Genomic DNA, 20046 nt, shown 5'->3' with positions numbered 1-20046 from the left:
AAAGATCTCCCCTTTTAACTCACTATATAATTCATCCGGCTAATCATTTCTCGAATCTGTTCTAATTCTTGCACTGTATATACTACTTTCCCTGCTAAGATTTCATTTCTGAAGAACGTTACAATTTGCTCCCGATTTTTTAATCTAGGTGTTTCCTCACTAGAAAGATCTATTATTTCTTTTCCATTTTCATTATAAAAATATACAACTGGTTTTACCTTTTCTTTTATACTATTAGCCTGCATTTCTTTCAAACAATTGTATAAAATTTGAGATAGTTTCTTCGCCTTATATACTGGATTTCCTTCATTTTTCACTTGTATAGTTGACGAATCTTTACCTACTATATATTCAAATGTCTCTTCTTTTTCAACTTCTTGTTGATACTTACCCATTTCATCAATCATAAATGAATATATACCAGCATTTTCTTTCGTTAAACCATGAATTAATTTCTCTTCCCATTCTTTCGTCTCAAGTAGATAAATACCAGTTTTGCACAAGATGAGATGATGGATTCGATTATCGTTTATTTCACTATTATTTTTAATAAAAACATTCGGCATGATTTGAATTTCAGCATCTAATATGATGCCTTGCTCTATGAATCCTCGCTTCATATAATGTAATGTTTCGTACGTATTCATTTCAGCGCCGTTTTTAGTATATTCTCGTAAATTTGCAATTAATTTTTGAAACATATGTATTTCGTTATTATGTTTATTTTGTATTTCACTACGTTCTTTACTATGCTGCATAGCTAATTGATTTTTCATCATACGCATATTTTCAATTTCTCTATTTGCACTTACTTGTAAATCATTGTATTTTTTCTGTTCCATATTTTTTAAATTATTTTGTTGTTCTTTATGCTCTATCACCGTAGCTGCAATTTCGTTTTCATACGTTTCAATTGCTTGTTTCTTTTCAAATTCTACTTGCTCACTCTCTGATTCTAACTGTTTATTTTTATAAAACAGCACAAATACTACAGCTAATAATATTAAAACCGCACCTATTAGCACATAATTCATATTTTTACCCCTTTATTTCATTTTCTATTATTTTTTTAAAATATATCTACTATAGTATACTATGGTTTCGATATAGACTTTGTAAAAGTTGTATATTTTTAATAAAAGGCACCTCTGACGGGGCACCTTTTATTTTCACTCTATTGTACACCATACTGAATATAACTTGGATCGTAGTATATCCATTGATTTGTCCCTAAGCAAAGCCATCCATCTTGCTTACTCCATACTCGATACGATTCACCATGATGTAACTGTCTTATAACATTTCCTTTTAATGATGGAGCATCACGCAAATTTACATTATCACCAGTAATAGTCGCCACATAATGTTTATACTGAATATAACTCGGATCATTATATACCCACTGATTTGTCCCTAAACAAAGCCATCCATCTTGTTCTCCCCAAACTTCATATGTTTCGCCACGATTCAATTGGCGAATTACACTAGACTGCAAAGATGGTCCACTTCTCAAATTCACATTATCTCCATTAATTATAGCAATCCCGTACACTGGAGTTGCATTATTAGGCGGAGAAACATTCCCTCCACCACTTGCTCCATTCCCTTGTAAAGCTTCTAGTGAAACTGCAGCTGATACATCACAATTTCCTACACCTGAAATTTGTCCAGAATCTGTGTACTGCCATGCTGTCCACGCTGTCCATCCACCAGCATCAGCAGGCGGTGTACTCGAGTATTTAGCAATCCAAAGTGGAATATCACTTAATCCGCTGATTCCGAACTCATTAATATACCAAACTCCTGTATATAACATTACATCTTTTCCAGTAGCCTGTTTCACATAATTTATGAAGCTTCTTGCCCAATTCGATATAGCGCTACCAGTTAAATTACTATTACTCGGATCTGTTGGTGATTCTAAATCCAGAACTGGCATTAAGTCTGTCTGGTTACTTTGTAATATACTCACAAAATATTTTGCCTCTGAAATTGCATCATTTTGTTCTGGGCGTGCAAAATGGTATGCACCAATTAATACATTCTCACTTCGGGCTGCTTGTACATTTTTAGTAAAAGTAGGATCAATGTAATTTACACCTTCTGTCGCTTTTGCATACGCTGCTGGAATTCCAGATGCCTTCACTGCATTCCAATCAATATTCCCTTCCCAATGAGACACATCAATAAACGTAACATTTGAACTCGATCTGTTTTGCATATAAAATCTCCTATCAATTTTTTTACTTCGTATACATACAATATGTACAAGTTTCATAAGAGGACACGACATTTATGCTATAGAAACAAAGAGTAAATATATTTTGTATACAAAATAAAAAAGACCTTGTATTTACAAGGCCTTTTGCAAACTCCCTTTATTTTGTAACAAGTACATATTATAATACAAACCTTGCTCACTTAGTAATTCTTGATGTGTTCCTCTTTCTACTATCTCTCCATCATGCATCACAAAAATTTGATCTGCATCTTGAATTGTAGATAACCTATGCGCAATGGCTATCGTCGTTCTACCTTTTCGCATTTGTTGCAACGCTGTTTGAATAGCCTCTTCTGTTTCTGTATCGATATTAGCTGTTGCTTCATCTAATACTAATACTTTCGGATTCGTTGCTATCGTTCTAGCAAAAGCAATTAATTGTCGTTGACCGCTTGAAAATGCTGCACCTCTTTCTACTACTTCTGTTTCATACTGCTCTGGTAACTTTTCAATAAACGTATTCGCTTGCACAAATCGAGCAGCTTCTTTTACTTCTTCATCCGTAATTTCTTCATTATACATTCGAATATTTTGCTTTACATTTCCAGCAAATAAAAATGCATCTTGCAATACGAGTCCTATTTTCTTTCTAATTTCTCGTTCTTCAAATTTTTCTAAATCTACACCGTCTATTACAATATTTCCCGACTTAATATTATAAAATCGCATTAACAAATTCATAATCGTACTTTTTCCGCTACCAGTATGCCCAACAAAAGCAACCGTTTGCCCTTGTTTCACGTGAAATGATACATTTTTTAAAACGTCACGCTTTCCATCATACGAAAAAGTAACATTTTTAAATTCAATATCTCCATCAACAACTTGAGGATTCTCATTGCCTTTTTGAACCGGTGCTAAATCTTTCTCGTCCATTAAATGAAATACACGTGATGACGAAACAAGTGCCTGTTGGAAAAAGGACAATTTCATCATCATCTCATTTACAGGTTGGAAGAAACGATGTATATAGTTAACAAAAGCATATAAAACTCCTACTTCAACAGGGCTCTTTAAAGCATCAATCCCAAATAAACCTAGTACTAACGCAATAGCTACAATATGTACTAAATCCGTAGCTGGTCGTAAAAGTAATGCGTCTAACTTCAAAGTACGTCGCCCTGCACTATAATGTTTATTATTCACTTCTTCAAACTCTTTTCTCATACGTTTTTCTTGTCTGAACACTTGAACAATATTCATTCCTTGTATGGACTCGTTCAATTTTGCATTTAACACGCTTAGTTGATTACGTACTTCTAAATAAAAAGCTACACTTTTCCGGCGATATAATACCATAATCGCGAACATTATCGGAATTAATACGAGAGAAAATAACGCTAATTTTACATCTAATAAAAACATCGCTATTAAAATACCTACTAAAAAGACTACATTTTTCACAAATGTTGATAATACACTGACATAAAAATCTTTAATCGCTTCCGTATCATTCGTTATACGAGATACGAGCGTACCAATTGGCGTACGATCAAAGAAACTTAATGACAGCTTTTGAACATGTTCATATACTTCAACTCGCATATCTTGAACAATCTTAAAAGCAATGTTCTGAAAGTACAATAGATTTAAATACGTAAATAATACTTTTAATAAATGAGCAACTATGTAAATTACAAATAAAGTAACGAGTGCTGATTGTTCAAAATCCCGCGGTACTAGGTGTTCATCAAGGAATTGTTTAATTAAAAATGGCCCCATCATTTCCGTTACTGTCGCACCAACTAAAAAGATAAATGCTAAAGATAGCAACCCTTTATATGGCTTCATATAAGAAAGCAATCTACTTAAATCACTTCGCTTCTTCTCTACCATCATACGCCTCCTTTCTCAACTAAAGCTTCTAATTGCTGACTTTCATACATTTCTTTATACCAGCCGTTTTCCTTCATTAATTCCTCATGTGTACCTCTTTGTACAATTCTACCTTCATCAACAACAAGAATAAGATTGGCATGCTGAATTGCACTTAATCGGTGTGCAGTAATAATCGTCGTTTTCCCTGCTCTTTCCCTCTTTAAGGCACTTAAAATTGTCTCTTCTGTTTTTGCATCTACCGCTGATAAACAATCATCCAAAATTAAAATTTCAGCATTTGTTAATAAAGCACGAGCAATAGAGATTCGCTGTTTTTGACCACCAGATAACGAAACGCCTCTTTCCCCTACTACTGTTTCATATCCTTCTGAAAATTGGAGGATATCATTATGAATACAAGCAATATCTGCAGCTTGGGTAATTTCATTATATGTAGCATCCGCCTTTCCAAAGGCAATATTCTCACCAATACTTGCTGAAAATAAAAAATGATCTTGTGGCACATATGAAATAGCAGAACGGACACCATGAAGTGTTAAATCTCGAATATCTCGCCCCCCAACTTTTAATTCACCATTAAAATGATCATACTCGCGGATTAAACATTTTAATAAAGTCGTTTTCCCTGCACCTGTACGTCCTACAACTCCTAGCGTTTCGCCCTTCTTCAAATCAAAGTGAATATCGTTTAAATGTAACAGTTCATTTTTCTTATACGAAAATGAATCAACGGCAAACGAAACATTACCGCTCGCTATCGTATGTACAGCATTTTCTCTATTTACTACATCTGATTTTTGTGAAAGAATTTTTTCTACACGGTCATATGAAGCACGCCCACGCTCCATAATATTGAACAACCATCCAAACGCTAACATTGGCCAAACGAGGGTACCTAAATATGTCGTAAATGTAACGAGATCACCTACTGTTAATTCACCTCTTACAACTAATACTGATCCGTAACATACTGCAATTAAAAAAGAAAATCCAACGATAAGAGCGATTGTCGGATCAAATAACGAATCAATACGTGCAACTAACACATTTTTATGCACAACATCTTCTGATTTTTTTCGAAACGCCTGCAAATCTTCTTTCTCTTGTCCAAGCGATCGAATCACTTTCATTCCACTCATACTCTCTTGCACTTTATCATTAATTTCCGAAAACGATTGCTGTGCTTTATGAAACCTTTTATGTAATAACGTTCCATAATAATTTGTCGAAATGGCTACAATCGGCATCGGAATTAAACTTAACAATGTTAACTTCCAACTAATTGTAAAACCCATCGCTACGAGTACACATCCCCCAACAGCTAATGAATCAACAAGCGTTAAAACACCCGCTCCAGCAGTTTGCTGGATCGCTTGAATATCATTGGTCGCATGTGCCATTAAATCACCTGTTCGATTTGACTGATAGAAAGATGGACTCATCTTTGTAAAATGTTCATATAAATTTTTTCGTAATTGGCGAGCTAATTTTAACGAAGACCCGAAAATCATAATACGCCATATGTAACGTAATATATACATCGTAATACCTACAATTACTAATAGTACAACCCAATTTAGTAACTTATTGGTCGTCAATGTTCCATCATTAATTTCATCTACAACGATTCCAATTACTTTTGGTGCTACAAGTTCTAAAAGTGCAACGCCAAATAATAAAATAATTCCGGTTATGTATGCTCGTTTTTCTTGTTTAAAAAACCACGCTAAATTCATAAACACTTTCATTTTTTTCCTCCTCCCTTAAAATGAGCGATGTTTTCAGTTTATCAAAAATACAGAATTTTTAAAAGTTTTAAAAACTGTAACTAACAAAAAGAAAGACACTCTTAGCGAGTGTCTTTTAGCGCTTATTTCATTTGTTGCTTGTTCATTGCGCTCATCATTTGATTGATTTTCTTTTGGGAAGGTTTTTGTCCCATTTGCATCATCATCATTTTTAACATTTGTTCGTTAATTGGTGGATTTTTTTGTAAGTAATTCATCATGTATTTGCGGGCAATGAAAAATCCTAACGCCACGCCTGCTACTAGTGCTACTACGCCCACTAGAATACCTAACCAAATTGGCATATATTTTCCTCCTTCATGTTGTCTACCTTACAGTGTACTAAAACCTTTTCAATAAGACAAGATACAATTCGACATTTTTTACACATATGTTCGTACTTGTTTTAGAGGATTCAGCCATCCGTACTTTGTATTTTCATAATCCATAGCTAAAAATGTTAATTCACACTTTCTTAACACCTCAAAGAAAGTCGTTTCCATAGAGACATTTCCAGAGGTATTCATACGAATATAGTGCGGTTTCACCATTATTTCACCGTACTCCGCTCCCGTATAAAGTGTATGTGTATGATGTGTTCTATCATATTTACCAAGAACGCGCAAAGCTTGTTCTAATTTATGATGAATTTTCATTACTTGCAATGGTTTTGTTATATACATCATTTGTTTATATAACACTTTTTTCTCCGAAAGGGACCCAGATTCTGAAAATCGAGCAAATAAATCAAAAAACAAATATTCACGACCAAAATAAGATTTCGCAATATCCTCTTGAATTAAATACAATTCATACGTTTTCATTTTTCCCCTCCCAATCTGGACAACCTTTTCTCTTCATTATATATAAGAAAATTTGCAATGATTGTCTGACTGCGGAGAGATAAAAAACTTTTTCTGTCGAAAAAACTCATTTACATAGAAAAATCTCTCCATGCCGGAGAGATTTTTCTGAAATCATTAAAGCATTTCTTTTACTTTACGAACAACGTTCTCTACAGTAAATCCATACTCTTCCATAATCTTCTCACCAGGAGCAGAAGCACCGAATGTATCGATACCTAACACATCTCCTTCAAGACCTACGTAACGGTGCCATCCGAATGTAGCACCCATTTCGATTGCGAAACGTTTTGTTACTGCTTTTGGTAATACAGATTCTTTGTACTCTGCAGTTTGAGCTTCAAAACGATCCATAGATGGCATGCTGACAACAGCTGCGTCAACACCGTCTGCTGCTAATGCTTTTTGAGCTTCAACAGCTAGGCTTACTTCAGATCCAGTTGCAAGTAAGATAACATCAGCCGTTTCTTTCTTGCTTGAAGAAACTACATATGCACCTTTTGCTACTTTTTCATACGTATCATCTTTTGCACCTTCTAATGTTGGAAGGTCTTGACGAGTTAATACTAAAGCAGTTGGTTTGTTTGTAGATTCTAAAGCCAGTCTCCAAGCTGCAACAGATTCGTTACCATCAGCTGGACGGATAACAGAAACGTTCGGCATTGCACGAAGCGCTGCTAATTGCTCGACTGGTTCATGTGTTGGACCATCTTCACCAACAGCGATACTGTCATGTGTGAATACATACGTTACTGGCAATTGCATTAATGCTGCAAGGCGAATTGCTGGACGTAAGTAATCAGAGAATACGAAGAACGTACCACCGTAAGTTTTTAAACCGCCATGTAATGCAATACCGTTCATTGCTGCACCCATTGCGAACTCACGTACACCGTACCAAATGTTTTTACCGCTGTAATCATCTCTTGTAAAGTCTTTTTCGTTATTCATGTATGTTTTGTTAGAACCAGCAAGGTCAGCAGATCCACCGAAGAATGATGGTACAGACTCTGCAATTGCATTAATTACAGCACCAGAAGAATTACGAGTTGCTGCTTTTGATCCTAATTCATAAGTTGGTAAGTTTTGCTCCCAACCTTCTGGAAGTTGACCGTTCATTGCTGCTTGGAATTCGTTTGCTAATTCTGGGTATGCTTGTGCATATTCACCTAGCATAGTGTTCCACTCTGCTTGCGTAGTTTCACCAACATCTTGTACTGTTTTACGGAAGTTGTCGTATACCTCTTCTGCTACGTGGAAATCTTGCTCAGCAGTCCAAGCATATGCTTCTTTCGTTAATTTTGTTTCTTCTACACCAAGTGGAGAACCATGTGAAGCTGATTTTCCTGATTTGTTTGGAGAACCGAAACCAATTGTCGTTCTTACTTCAATTAGCGTTGGGCGTTTTTCGTCAGCTTTCGCTTCTTCAATTGCTTTCGCGATTGCTTCAATATCGTTTCCATCCTCAACACGGATTACTTGCCATCCGTATGCTTTGTAACGATCTTCTACACTTTCAGAGAATGAACGATTTAAATCGCCATCTAATGAAATATCGTTTGAATCATAAAGCACAACAAGGCGACCTAATTGTAAATGAGCAGCTAATGAAGATGCTTCAGCAGAAACGCCTTCCATTAAATCTCCATCACCACAAATAGCGTATGTATAATGATCTACTACATTATACGCATCACGGTTATATTTAGCAGCTAAATGTCTTTCAGCCATTGCCATACCTACAGCAGTTGCAATACCTTGTCCAAGTGGACCAGTCGTTGCATCTACACCAGCTGTATGACCGTACTCAGGATGCCCTGGAGTTTTGCTTCCCCATTGACGGAAGTTCTTTAAGTCATCCATTGTTACATCATAACCAGATAGGTGAAGTAGGCTGTATAATAACATTGAACCATGACCTGCAGATAATACGAAACGATCACGGTTAAACCACGTTGGGTTATTTGGATTGTGTTTCATAAATTGAGTCCATAATGTATAAGCCATTGGTGCTGCACCCATTGGCATTCCTGGGTGACCAGAGTTTGCTTTTTCAATCGCATCGATGGATAATGTGCGAATCGTGTTGATAGAAAGTTGTTCGATTGAATGTGACATGCTATTCTTCCCTTCGCTTATATTAGTAAACGTTTTATACATTTATATGATAGCTTCCCACGCAAGATTATACAACATGTATCGACAAATATGTTGATATTTTTTTGATTTTTTATAAAAAAATCAATGTTTCCGGGAATGTATGGGCATTCAATATGACATACTTTTTCATTATTTTTATTTTAAAAAGAAAGAGAATTATCTGTATATTTATACAAATTTCTTCTATACTTACTTTTTTAAATACGTTTTTAAAAACATAAAAAAGCATCTAACTTCGATGCTTTTCAAATAAGTTAAACAATCCGTTTCCGAATCGAACTTGAAATCAAATCAATTATAATTACCATTAAAATAATACCTAATAAAATAATCCCAACACGAGACCAATTCCGTGAACCCAGCGCAAAAATTAAAGGTGTACCAATCCCTCCTGCTCCAATAACCCCTAAAATCGCAGCGGATCGTACATTAATTTCAAATCTGTATAACGTATACGATAGAAAATCTGGTAACACTTGTGGTAACACTGCATACCAAAGTATTTGAAAACGGTTTGCTCCTGTTGCTAGCAACGCTTCCGTCGGTCCTTTATCTATGTTTTCAATTCCTTCTGAATATAGTTTCCCTAACATTCCAATAGAATGTAATCCTAAAGCTAATACTCCTGCAAAAGAGCCTGGACCAACAGCTTTTATAAATAAAAGAGCCATAACTAATTCAGGAAACGTACGAACAAAACTAAGTACAAATTTCCCAGATCCTGAAGTTAATTTTCCACTACTCATATTCGTTGCCGCCCAAAAGGCAAACGGAACAGATAAAAATGCAGAAATAAATGTACCTAATATCGCAATTGCCAACGTATCAATTAATCCATGTAATAAATCTTCACCATCTGGCAAAGATACATACGACCAGTCTGGATTTAATATCCCTGTCATAATTGCTTTCGTGATTTCACCTGCTGTGTCCTTTATCCCTTCTAATGGTACTCCAGAAAAGGCCCATACATATACAACTGTAAGTGCTATTAAAATAATCCAGCGATATATACTCGGTTTCTTCGGTTTTGGCACAATCATCGTCGTTCTATTCATTATAGTTTCTCCCGCAACAATGTACTAATGTAGTCAATTAACAAAACAACAATAAGGGTATAGATAATTATAGAAGCAGTTTGTTGATATTGTAAAAATCCAAGTGTACGATCATAATATAGTCCAATACCACCTGCTCCTACTAAACCTAGGACAGCCGCTGCACGTACATTCACCTCAAATGTATATAGTACATAGGAAACAAAGTGTGCTTTTACTTGTGGAATGACTCCATAAACAATCCATTGTACCTTAGTAGCCCCTACAGCTGTCATCGCTTCTAGTGGGCCAGGGTCAATTGATTCAATTGATTCATACAACAATTTCGCTACAAGTCCAATTGAAAAAAAAGTAAGAGCCAAAATACCTGGAAGTGGCCCAATTCCAAAAATCGCTACGAAAATAGCCGCCAATAATAAATCTGGTATTGTTCGTATAAAATTTAAAATCATTCGAGCTAGACTGTATAAAAATGTGTTAGTAAACACATTACTTGCTGCAAACAATGCAAGTGGAATAGCTAAAATCGCTCCTAAGGTCGTCCCAATAATCGCCATACGTATTGTATCTAACATCGCTGTTGTAATAACTTGAAAATAACTCCAATCAGGTGGCACCATTTCTTTCAATAGATCTACCATATTTGGAAAACCGTCTACCAGTTTTGAAAATGATGCATCTACTTGTACACTACTACTCCACAGCATTAAAATAACTAAAATAAACGTTAACATATGTTTCAATTTACTCGGCGGCTTCGGTATTTCATTTGAATATATCGTCACGTCATTCATTTTACTGCCACCTTTAATAATTCGCTTTTCTGAGCAACGTCCCCATAAATTTCAGCAAATTTTTCATCCGTTGCTTCTTCTACTAAACCGTCAAAAACAATTTCTCCTGCATGTAATCCGATAATGCGTGTCGCATATTGTCTAGCCAAATCAATAGAATGTAAATTTACAATTGTCGTGATTCCAAAATCTTCATTAATTTTTTTCAAATCATCTAGCACTTGCTTTGTCGTAAGTGGATCTAACGATGCAACAGGCTCATCTGCCAATATGATTTTTGCTTCTTGCGCCAATGCTCTAGCTATCGATACACGTTGCTGTTGTCCTCCTGATAATTCATCAGCACGCGCATATGCTTTTTCTAAAATATTCACTCTTTTTAATGCTTGAAATGCGAGCTCCACATCTTCTTTCGGAAACAAACCTAACGTTGTACGTAATGTGGAATGATATCCAACACGACCAGCTAATACATTTTTTAATACTGTTGATCGCTTTACAAGGTTAAAACTTTGGAAGATCATACCGATATCCCGGCGCATACGCCTTAATCCTTTTCCTTTCGCAGAAGTAATAGACTCACCTTCAATAATGATTTCTCCTTCGGTAATCTCATGAAGACGATTTACGGATCTGAGAAGTGTAGATTTTCCAGCTCCGGATAATCCGACCATTACAATAAACTCACCTTTTTGAATCTTTAAATTTATATTATTCAATCCCTTTGTGCCATTCGGATACATTTTGGAAACATTTCGAAACTCTATCACACATCTTACCTACTTTCAATGTATTATCAATAACTAAAAAACGGCAAACTAACTGAAATCTCACACCTTCCAGCTAGCCGCCATTTCACTATGTATTATTGCGTCTTCACTGTCTTTCCATATTCACGAACAATATCAAATTTACTATCATCAGATTTAATATATCCTTCATGAGAATATACTTCTTTAATGATTTTACGACCTTCCTCATTTTTTCCAATTTCAATGAAAGCATCTTGTAATTTCTTGCTCCACTCTGCATCTAAATCCGAGCGTACAGAAATTGTATCGTTCGGAATTTTCTCAGTAAATTTCACTATTTTCGTTTGATCAAATATATTCGGATAATCCTTTTTTACAATATTACGAGCATCTTGGAATACAACAGCTGCATCTACATCACCATTTAAAAGAGCAATAAGTGACTGATCATGCCCTTTTAATGTAACAGGTTTCACATCCTTTAGCGGATCAATTCCCTCTTTTAATAGAACAGCTGCAGGCCATACATATCCTGCTGATGATGTTACATCTTGATAACCAATTTTTTTACCTTTTAAATCTTTTACACTATTTATATTAGAGTCTTTTTTAACAACAAACTCAGATTTATAATAATCTACTAAATCTTTTGTAGGAGCTCCTGTTTCATCCTCTACTCCAAAACGTTGTGCTTGCAAAATTACATTTGCAGCCTTCTTTTCATGTGCTAATACGTACGCTGTTGGCGGTAAAAATCCTACATCTACTTGTTTAGATGCCATCGCTTCTACAATTGTATTGTAGTTAGTTGAAATACTAACTTTTACCGGAATATTTAATTTATCGCTTAATAGCTTTTCCAATGGTTTTGCCTTTGCCTCTAACGTATCCGCATTTTGAGAAGGAACAAATTGAACATTTAAGGTCTTTGGTACATAACCTTTTTTCGTATCTTCATTTTTACTTGCACTGGACTCTTTCGTCCCGCAGCCACTTAATAATCCGGCCGCTAGTACAACTGTTGTACTCATTGCAAAAACTTTTTTCAACATATTAATGCCTCCATTTTTCTTGTTATAAAATAACCTTCCTTAAACATGAAGAAATATATCACATATTTTGATACACAATTGGTTATTTACAGAATCTTTACACATTCTATACATTCACATCAAAATTCACTTCACATATTTGATATGATTAATTGGAAGATAACAATAGAAAAGGTGAGTCATATTGGAACAAAATCAAACTGTAACTTTAAACATCTTATTAACAAGCGATATACATGGCACTGTTTATCCCATTCACTACCAAGATAACTCCCCAGCAGAACTTGGTTTAGCTAAAATTTCTACTCTTATAAAAAAAGAACGTTCCCAAAATACAAACGTTCTTTTAATTGATAATGGCGACTTTATTCAAGGAACACCATTTACTTATCATTACGTTACATACGAAAAAAACAAAAAAAATCCAATGTCCTTATTAGCGAATTACTTACAGTATGACGCTGCAATTATCGGCAATCATGAATTTAATTACGGGATGAATATATTAAATAATGCTGTGACTACTGCGAACTTCCCGTACCTATCAGCAAACATATTAGATAAAAACATAAACAAACCCTATTTCGGAAAACCTTATTTAATCAAACAGATTGAATCCAATATAAAAATCGCTATTTTAGGGGTAACAACACATTACATCCCAAATTGGGAACAGGCCCATCACATTAAAGATTTACTATTTGAAGATGCATTAAAGACTACAAAAAAATGGGTTTCTTATATTCGCGAACATGAGAAACCCGATTTATTAGTCGTAGCCTATCACGGTGGATTTGAAAGAGATTTACAAACCGGGGAACCTACTGAAGTGTTAACAGGTGAAAACCAAGGATATGCAATGTGCCATGAAATTGAAGGCATAGATCTTTTACTAACAGGTCATCAACACCGAGAAATTTCTCACACAATGGCTAACGGTGTAACAATTTTACAGCCCGGATGCAATGGACACTCAGTCGGAAAAGTAAAAGTAACATTCGAAAAAACGAAACATAAATGGGTGAAAAAAGAGAGCTCTTCTGAATTATTATCTGTACAAGGAATTGAAGCGGACCAAGATGTACTTTCATTGGTAGCCGATTACGAAGAGAAAACACAAAAGTGGCTTGATCAACCTATTGGAATCATTCAGGGGGACATGCAAATTTCAGATGCTATGCAAACTCGTTTGCACGATCATCCTTTTATCGAATTCATAAATAAAATACAGATGGATATAGCTAAGGTATCAATTTCTTGTACAAGTTTGTTCCATAATACATCTCCAGGTTTCCCGGAACATGTAACAATGCGTGACATCGTTTCTAATTATATTTATCCAAACACATTAAAAGTAATTAGAATAACTGGAGCTGATATAAAAGACGCTCTTGAACTCTCTGCTTCTTATTTCACATTAAAAACAGATGGATCCATCATCGTAAGTCCTACCTACATAGAACCAAAACCACAACATTATAATTATGATATGTGGGAAGGGATTTCATATGTATTAAACATTTCAAAACCAATTGGTGAAAGAGTAGAATCTTTACAGCATAACAGTGCTCCTCTTAATATGAATGAAGAATATGAAGTTGTAATGAATAATTATCGTGCAAGTGGCGGGGGAAATTTCTTTATGTTTCAAAACAAACCGGTAGTAAAAGATATACCCACAGATATGTCTGAACTTATCTCTAATTATATATTGGAACATAAAACGATAGAAGCAACCGTTAATAACAACTGGAAAGTTATTAAATAACGATTTTTACAAATAAAAAAAGATGGGCTTCGCCCATCTTTTAATTTAATTTTGCATTATCTTGCTTTTTTAAAGCTTTTAATTTCGTCGGTGTAACATCTGTACCTTCTTCGTTAACAACTTTAATTCCTTTAAGTTCGTTTAACATATTTTGACGAAATCCTTTTAAATATTGTTCACGTAGCGATTGACGCTCACGTTGCTCTTCTTCAGTTAAACCTTCAGCTTTTGCTTTTTTCGCTAAGAAGTTAATGCGTTCAACGAGTTCGTGATTAATCATCTCGAATCCCCCTTCTAATCAAAACTGATTATTATCATACAATAGTTACTCTTCTTTATCAAGCAATTGCTTCGTATACTCTACATATCTACGATGTACAGTCGCCTTTGAAACATTATGACCAAATCCACGTAATGTTGCTGCGATTTCTTCAAACGTGAGTTCACTTTTTCGCAAACGTACAATTTCCTCAATTGGCACTTCTTTTTTCTCTCTTCCTACACTTAAATGACGATTTTTTAAATTATTTTCTGGACGATAACCTTTTTCTACTGCACGTTGCATACCTCGTTTAATTTTCAAATTATGAATCTTTCTTTGATATTCTTCAACAATACCAATAATATCTAATACCATCGAATCAGAATCCGACAATTGTAATTCACCATTATGTGTATGCGTATATACTTTTATGCCTTCTTTATGTAAACAATGCATTAATGCGATCTTCGCATTTCCTCTACCAAGGCGCGTTTCATCTTGTATAAGTAACACATCAATTTGTTCGTCTCGAATTGTATCCAACACCTCTAATATACCGTCACGTTCAATTGTATATCCACTAGCCTGCTCTTCAATCACCTTAGTAACATTCATTTGATAGCGCTCAGCTAAATGCAATAATTCATCTTTTTGACGTAATAATGATGTTTCTTGCGCTTCTTTCGTTGTACTCACACGTGCATAAATAATTGCATTCATTTTGAACCCCTCTTTCTCCCTATTATTTCCCTATAGTGTAACATAAATCCGCCATTTGTTCGAACTTATGTTTGTAGAATGTTTTTTCACATGTTATACTTATTAATAAGAAAAATGAAAGAAAACGAGGTGTTAGAAAACATGGAAAAGTTAACGAAACGCCAGCAAGACATTCTCGACTTTATTAAGCTAAAAGTACAAGAAAAAGGATATCCACCTTCCGTACGTGAAATTGGTCAAGCAGTCGGCCTCGCTTCTAGTTCTACAGTGCACGGACATTTATCACGTTTAGAAGAAAAAGGATACATTCGACGCGATCCAACAAAACCACGTGCCATTGAAATTTTAGGTGAAGACCGAATGGATACGGAAACACAATCTGTTATTCAAGTTCCAATTGTCGGAAAAGTTACTGCTGGTTTACCAATTACAGCAGTCGAAAGCGTAGAGGAACATTTCCCACTTCCAGCTAGCATTGTTGCTGGAGCAGACCAAGTGTTCATGTTACGTATTTCTGGAGATAGTATGATTGAAGCTGGTATTTTCGATGGAGATTTAGTTGTTGTTCGCCAACAACAGTCTGCATATAATGGTGAAATTGTAGTCGCTTTAACAGAAGATAACGAAGCAACTGTTAAACGTTTCTATAAAGAAAAAGACCATTTCCGTCTACAACCAGAAAACTCTTCATTAGAACCTATCATTTTAAAACAAGTGTCAGTTATCGGGAAAGTAATTGGCGTATATCGTGATTTACATTAAAAATAATAAAAAGAAGATAATTACCTTATTTATATACGGTAATTATCTTCTTTTTTTGTATTTTGATAGATTTCCATACATTCTATTTCTTATTAACGAGTTTCAATCGTCACATCTCCCGCAGCCGTTTTACCGCTAATCTTTTTACTACCATTACCAATTGTTATATTTTTATTTTCTTCATTAAAAATCATCACGTCTCCAGCAGCACTTTGTCCAGTTATAACTGCATCTTGCGGCTTTTCTAATAAAGTAATATCTACATCTCCAGCAGTTGAGCTTGCCTCTAAATCATATTTAGCATCATGCTCAATAACACTTACACTACCACTAGCCGTTTTCGCTATTACTTTCCCTATAACCTTCTGAAAGTTCACCTCACCAGCTTGTGAAGATCCCTCCACACTCTTAGCTGTGACATGTTTCAAATCTACTTCTCCAGCAAGTGTCCTAACACTTACGCGATCACTTTTCACATCACTCATTTCGATTTGTCCAGCTGATGAATTTACCTTTATCTCTTGGTAAGAACGTTCCGGTACAAATATAGTCAATGTAGACGTTTGAAACCTAAAATCGTAAAAGGAAAAATCAAATGAAGCGCCTTTTTCTCTTTCCCCTACAATTTTTAATGTGTCTCCATCTTCAGCAATACGAATCTTTTGTTTACGTGCGTCTCCTGTTTGCTTTACATAAAAAGAAGAGTCCGGAGATTTTTGGACAACGATATCTCCAGCATCTAACTTAACTTCTATATTTTTTAATGTTTCATTTTTAATTACATCTTCTTTATCGCCTTTTTCGGCAGTTTGTACTGCTTTTTCATATGTTTGGGAAATTCCTATTACTCCAATAATGATACAAGCGATAGCGATTAAAAATAGTTTTTTCATCATTTACTCTCCTTTTATCATTTTGAAGTTCCATATTACATATCGTACGCATAATCTCTTAAACCACTTTGTACTATAAAAAGCGATAATACATAACAACAAACCTACTCCAACAAACGTTATACTAACGAAAAGATCCAACCATATAAAGGTACCCATGAATATTTTTCCAATCACGAAAAATGGCGTTACTACACTAGCAATACCACCGAGCCAAAAAGAAAATATAAAAGCAATAATTGCAACTAACGGACCTAACACAATAATAAAATTAAACAAACTAAGTCCAACCACTGCCATGACAGCTCTTGTCACATTTGAAGTCGATGGATTTTTTTTCATCTCATCGAAGCGATACATAGCAAGTAATTCTTTCGAAATTACTTTCGGAGAACCAAGGCCCTTTATTATTTCTGATTCAGTTTTCCCCTCTTCTATCCCAAACTGAAAGTGCTCTTCATAATCCAATAAAATATCTTGTCTCTCTTCTTCCGGTAACTTTCTAAGATAACTTGATAATTCTTTAAGAAACCCTTCTTTACTCATTCCATTCCACCCCTTCAATAATTTCTTGTACCCCTTTCGCAAAATCACGCCATTCTGTTACTAACAAATGAAATTGTGTCTCCCCTTGCTCTGTTAATTGATAATATTTACGAGGTGGCCCTTCCGTAGATTCCTTTAAATACGTTTGAAAATACCCTTCTTTCGTCAAACGACGTAACAAAGGATATACTGACCCTTCCGATATTAAAAATTTATTAGAAATTTGCTGAACAAGTTCATAACCGTAACTATCTTTACGTTTTACAAGTGCTAATACACAAAGTTCAAGCACACCTTTTTTAAACTGAACGTTCAAGTGCCATCCTCCTTTCCTATCTTAGTACTGTTCAATACACGGTACCTGTTTTATCCATAATATACCACTTGGTATTGTTTATTGCAAGGTACTAAGCTATATTTATTCCCTAAATTTAGAAAATGAACTAACGAACCCCTGAATAAGACTGCGTTATAACTAAGTATCATTCAAGGTTTCATTTCATTTACATTAACATTAGACTTCATTCACTCTTTCCTCTTGAAGAATCCACCACAACCTTATTCACTATAGCTAATAAGAAAAAGCCCCAATACTTATCGGTATTAGGGCTTTTTTCTCATTATTATATATTAATCGCATTCCTATTTGAGAACCTGCATACGCGACAAATACTTTAATATCATATTTTATTTTTCATCCCCATTTCCCAAGATTTTTTGCTTAACATCTGATAAATCCTTCGACAACGAACTAAATGCTTTTGCTTGTTCTTCAATGACCTGTTGATTTTTTTCAATGACTTTTTGATATTGTTCTTCGCGCTGTTCATTCTTTTTTTGCGTAGTAAACAGCATCCATACAAATAAAGCTGCGAATGCTCCTTGTTGAATCATTGAATTGAAGATTTGTTCTTCCATCGTTCTCATCTCCTTTTCAAAAATTAAAGAGAATCACACGAGTGATCCTACTCTCATATCCTTATCTCACATTAAAATGTTCTTCTTTTACCCATGTGTTTTGCCCAATATCGATATAACCATCTTTTCTTGCAAAAATCCCATAAGGCACAGACCCATCTACATTACCAGTCCATTCACCATTCGGCCCTTTATATGTGTTAATACCATAACCTGCTGGATATTTTGAATATGCATAAAACCACTGGACATCAAGATGTTCTTGCTTCGCCCATTGCTGCCATCCTAGGCACAGCATGTTTTCATTCCCACCATACCAAGCACCATCTAAAATTAAATATGGAGTTTTTGTATTAATTACTTCACCAGTGAACCAAGCATCTTTGTTACCACTACTATATAAGTTAATACCCCATCCTTCTGGATATTTAGATGTCGCAATTCCAAGGCCTTTTGGTTGTATCGGTTTATTATCGTTATTACCGTTGTTAAGTGCTTCATTTATCTTCTTAATGAATTGATCCAGCCTTCCTTCATCAAGCATACGATGTGGGCAATGCTTGCCACTCCAGGACTTATGTGTACGTACATTACTAATTGGAATATTGAAGCGTTTCATTAACTGAGCTATAACAATTGCTGCATTATCTTCTGCTTGGTAATATTTATCCCCACCACTTAAAGAGTAGCAAATTTCAACCCCGATAGATTTACGATTACCATTTCCGTTACCATCACCGGCATGCCAAGCATTACGATCGAATGGAATACCTTGTACTGCCTCTTTATCGTCTACTGCAACATGGAACGAAACTGAATTATTATTTCCAATCATATAAGATATTTCGTTTTCAGCTGATGCATCATTGTATGTATTATGCACTGTGATGAATTCCGGTGTCATTGTATTGGGACACTTTATACCATATTTACTTGAGTTAACTAATTTTTGTCTAATTTCCATTGCTGAACATCTCCTTTTTATTCTCTTGTTTTTTCACCTAAAATTTCTACTGTGTTACTAAGTACATCTGATGGCTTAATGCATATACGGCTAGCATTTTCTATAGGTGATTCATTGTTATCACTTTCTTTCAAAAAAAAAAGAGCAACTATGTGTCCGTTGCTCTTGCTCTTCCATTAATTTCTCTCTACTCTTCGCCCACCGGTTTACAGAGATTAACCTCACCTCAAAAAATCATCATATAATGCTTTTTGTTTATCTAATTTAATATTCATGGATTTCGAAATACTACTTTACATCAAAATGTTCTTCTTTTACCCATGCATTATTTCCAATACCCAGGTAACCATCTTTTCGTCCTAAAAGTCTATACGGAACAGACCCATCTACAAAACCTGTATAATTTCCGTTAGGACCATCATACGTGTTAATACCGCCACCTGGTGGATATTTTGAATAAGCACTGAACCATTGCACATCGAAATGTTCCAGAGCAGCCCATGCCTCGTTTCCGAGACAAATCATAGGATTTTCAAACCATGCTGCATCTATAATAAGGTACGGTGTTTTATCATAAATTACTCTCGTAAAATGTCCACCTTGTGGTTGGCTATATAGATTAATACC

The 20046-nt window shown here is 35.1% G+C and carries 20 protein-coding genes and 1 pseudogene; 2 read left to right on the top strand and 19 right to left on the bottom strand.

Annotated elements, in window-relative coordinates; genetic code table 11:
• Positions 1–14 precede the first annotated feature (14 nt).
• The 11 genes from ACTJJY_RS25820 to ACTJJY_RS25770 form a co-directional block, all read right to left on the bottom strand.
• On the bottom strand, positions 15–1034 hold the full coding sequence (locus ACTJJY_RS25820; protein WP_440606936.1) for an NERD domain-containing protein: 1020 nt from the start codon (positions 1032–1034) through the stop codon (positions 15–17).
• Positions 1035–1174: 140 nt separating this feature from the next.
• Entirely contained in the window at positions 1175–2221 is a 1047-nt protein-coding gene (locus ACTJJY_RS25815) for a GH25 family lysozyme (RefSeq protein ID WP_440606935.1), read from the bottom strand.
• Positions 2222–2353: 132 nt separating this feature from the next.
• Positions 2354–4117, bottom strand: a complete 1764-nt coding sequence (locus ACTJJY_RS25810) for an ABC transporter ATP-binding protein (RefSeq protein WP_440606934.1) — start codon at positions 4115–4117, stop codon at positions 2354–2356.
• On the bottom strand, positions 4117–5868 hold the full coding sequence (locus ACTJJY_RS25805; RefSeq protein WP_440606933.1) for an ABC transporter ATP-binding protein: 1752 nt from the start codon (positions 5866–5868) through the stop codon (positions 4117–4119). The genes ACTJJY_RS25810 and ACTJJY_RS25805 overlap by 1 nt, the downstream gene beginning before the upstream one ends.
• A gap of 122 nt (positions 5869–5990) precedes the next feature.
• The gene (locus ACTJJY_RS25800) at positions 5991–6212 is read right to left on the bottom strand and encodes a YneF family protein (RefSeq protein ID WP_001123317.1); all 222 of its coding nucleotides are present in this window, start codon (positions 6210–6212) and stop codon (positions 5991–5993) included.
• Positions 6213–6290: 78 nt separating this feature from the next.
• Positions 6291–6731 (bottom strand): sporulation inhibitor of replication protein SirA, encoded by a 441-nt coding sequence (sirA, locus tag ACTJJY_RS25795; protein WP_000860652.1) that lies wholly within the window; start codon positions 6729–6731, stop codon positions 6291–6293.
• A gap of 156 nt (positions 6732–6887) precedes the next feature.
• A complete protein-coding gene (gene tkt, locus ACTJJY_RS25790; protein WP_000019776.1) occupies positions 6888–8888 on the bottom strand; it encodes a transketolase in 2001 nt (666 codons plus the stop codon).
• A 296-nt stretch (positions 8889–9184) separates the two neighbouring features.
• Positions 9185–9988, bottom strand: coding sequence for a phosphonate ABC transporter, permease protein PhnE (gene phnE / locus ACTJJY_RS25785; protein ID WP_440606932.1), 804 nt, complete (start codon positions 9986–9988; stop codon positions 9185–9187).
• Positions 9988–10782 carry a phosphonate ABC transporter, permease protein PhnE gene (gene phnE / locus ACTJJY_RS25780; protein WP_001000774.1) on the bottom strand — a complete coding sequence of 265 codons (795 nt, stop codon included), beginning with the start codon at positions 10780–10782 and terminating at the stop codon, positions 9988–9990. Before phnE (ACTJJY_RS25780) ends, phnE (ACTJJY_RS25785) begins: the two co-directional genes overlap by 1 nt.
• Positions 10779–11552: a phosphonate ABC transporter ATP-binding protein gene (gene phnC / locus ACTJJY_RS25775; RefSeq protein WP_440606931.1), complete on the bottom strand. Its 774-nt coding sequence runs from the start codon at positions 11550–11552 to the stop codon at positions 10779–10781. Before phnC ends, phnE (ACTJJY_RS25780) begins: the two co-directional genes overlap by 4 nt.
• A 95-nt stretch (positions 11553–11647) precedes the next feature.
• Entirely contained in the window at positions 11648–12586 is a 939-nt protein-coding gene (locus ACTJJY_RS25770; RefSeq protein ID WP_000915063.1) for a phosphate/phosphite/phosphonate ABC transporter substrate-binding protein, read from the bottom strand.
• 184 nt (positions 12587–12770) lie between these two features.
• Here ACTJJY_RS25770 and ACTJJY_RS25765 point away from each other — a divergent pair, with 184 nt between their 5' ends.
• On the top strand, positions 12771–14354 hold the full coding sequence (locus ACTJJY_RS25765; protein ID WP_440606930.1) for a bifunctional metallophosphatase/5'-nucleotidase: 1584 nt from the start codon (positions 12771–12773) through the stop codon (positions 14352–14354).
• A 40-nt stretch (positions 14355–14394) separates the two neighbouring features.
• Here the strand turns inward: ACTJJY_RS25765 and ACTJJY_RS25760 are convergent, their stop codons facing one another.
• Both ACTJJY_RS25760 and ACTJJY_RS25755 read right to left on the bottom strand, forming a co-directional pair.
• Positions 14395–14634 carry a DUF896 domain-containing protein gene (locus ACTJJY_RS25760; RefSeq protein WP_000607015.1) on the bottom strand — a complete coding sequence of 80 codons (240 nt, stop codon included), beginning with the start codon at positions 14632–14634 and terminating at the stop codon, positions 14395–14397.
• Positions 14635–14679: 45 nt separating this feature from the next.
• Positions 14680–15336 carry a YneB family resolvase-like protein gene (locus tag ACTJJY_RS25755; RefSeq protein ID WP_000991471.1) on the bottom strand — a complete coding sequence of 219 codons (657 nt, stop codon included), beginning with the start codon at positions 15334–15336 and terminating at the stop codon, positions 14680–14682.
• Between the two features lie 141 nt (positions 15337–15477).
• Between ACTJJY_RS25755 and lexA the strand changes: the two genes are divergently transcribed.
• The gene (gene lexA, locus ACTJJY_RS25750) at positions 15478–16098 is read left to right on the top strand and encodes a transcriptional repressor LexA (RefSeq protein WP_000413738.1); all 621 of its coding nucleotides are present in this window, start codon (positions 15478–15480) and stop codon (positions 16096–16098) included.
• A 92-nt stretch (positions 16099–16190) separates the two neighbouring features.
• Here lexA and ACTJJY_RS25745 read toward each other — a convergent pair whose 3' ends face one another.
• The 6 genes and pseudogenes from ACTJJY_RS25745 to ACTJJY_RS25720 all read right to left on the bottom strand — a co-directional run.
• A complete protein-coding gene (locus tag ACTJJY_RS25745) occupies positions 16191–16994 on the bottom strand; it encodes a DUF4097 family beta strand repeat-containing protein (protein WP_440606929.1) in 804 nt (267 codons plus the stop codon).
• The gene (locus tag ACTJJY_RS25740) at positions 16995–17537 is read right to left on the bottom strand and encodes a DUF1700 domain-containing protein (RefSeq protein WP_213747509.1); all 543 of its coding nucleotides are present in this window, start codon (positions 17535–17537) and stop codon (positions 16995–16997) included.
• Positions 17530–17853, bottom strand: a complete 324-nt coding sequence (locus ACTJJY_RS25735; RefSeq protein ID WP_098610982.1) for a PadR family transcriptional regulator — start codon at positions 17851–17853, stop codon at positions 17530–17532. Before ACTJJY_RS25735 ends, ACTJJY_RS25740 begins: the two co-directional genes overlap by 8 nt.
• Positions 17854–18224: 371 nt before the next feature.
• The gene (locus ACTJJY_RS25730; RefSeq protein ID WP_000392443.1) at positions 18225–18455 is read right to left on the bottom strand and encodes a BhlA/UviB family holin-like peptide; all 231 of its coding nucleotides are present in this window, start codon (positions 18453–18455) and stop codon (positions 18225–18227) included.
• A 61-nt stretch (positions 18456–18516) separates the two neighbouring features.
• Positions 18517–19419 carry a peptidoglycan recognition protein family protein gene (locus ACTJJY_RS25725; protein ID WP_440606928.1) on the bottom strand — a complete coding sequence of 301 codons (903 nt, stop codon included), beginning with the start codon at positions 19417–19419 and terminating at the stop codon, positions 18517–18519.
• A gap of 288 nt (positions 19420–19707) precedes the next feature.
• Positions 19708–20046 (bottom strand): annotated as a pseudogene (locus ACTJJY_RS25720) (hypothetical protein); the annotation flags it as partial.

The organism is Bacillus sp. 22475 (genome assembly GCF_052044835.1).
GTDB classification, from domain to species: Bacteria; Bacillota; Bacilli; order Bacillales; family Bacillaceae_G; genus Bacillus_A; species Bacillus_A cereus.
Note: the sequence above shows the minus strand (reverse complement) of the source record. Positions and strands in the feature narration are given on the sequence as shown.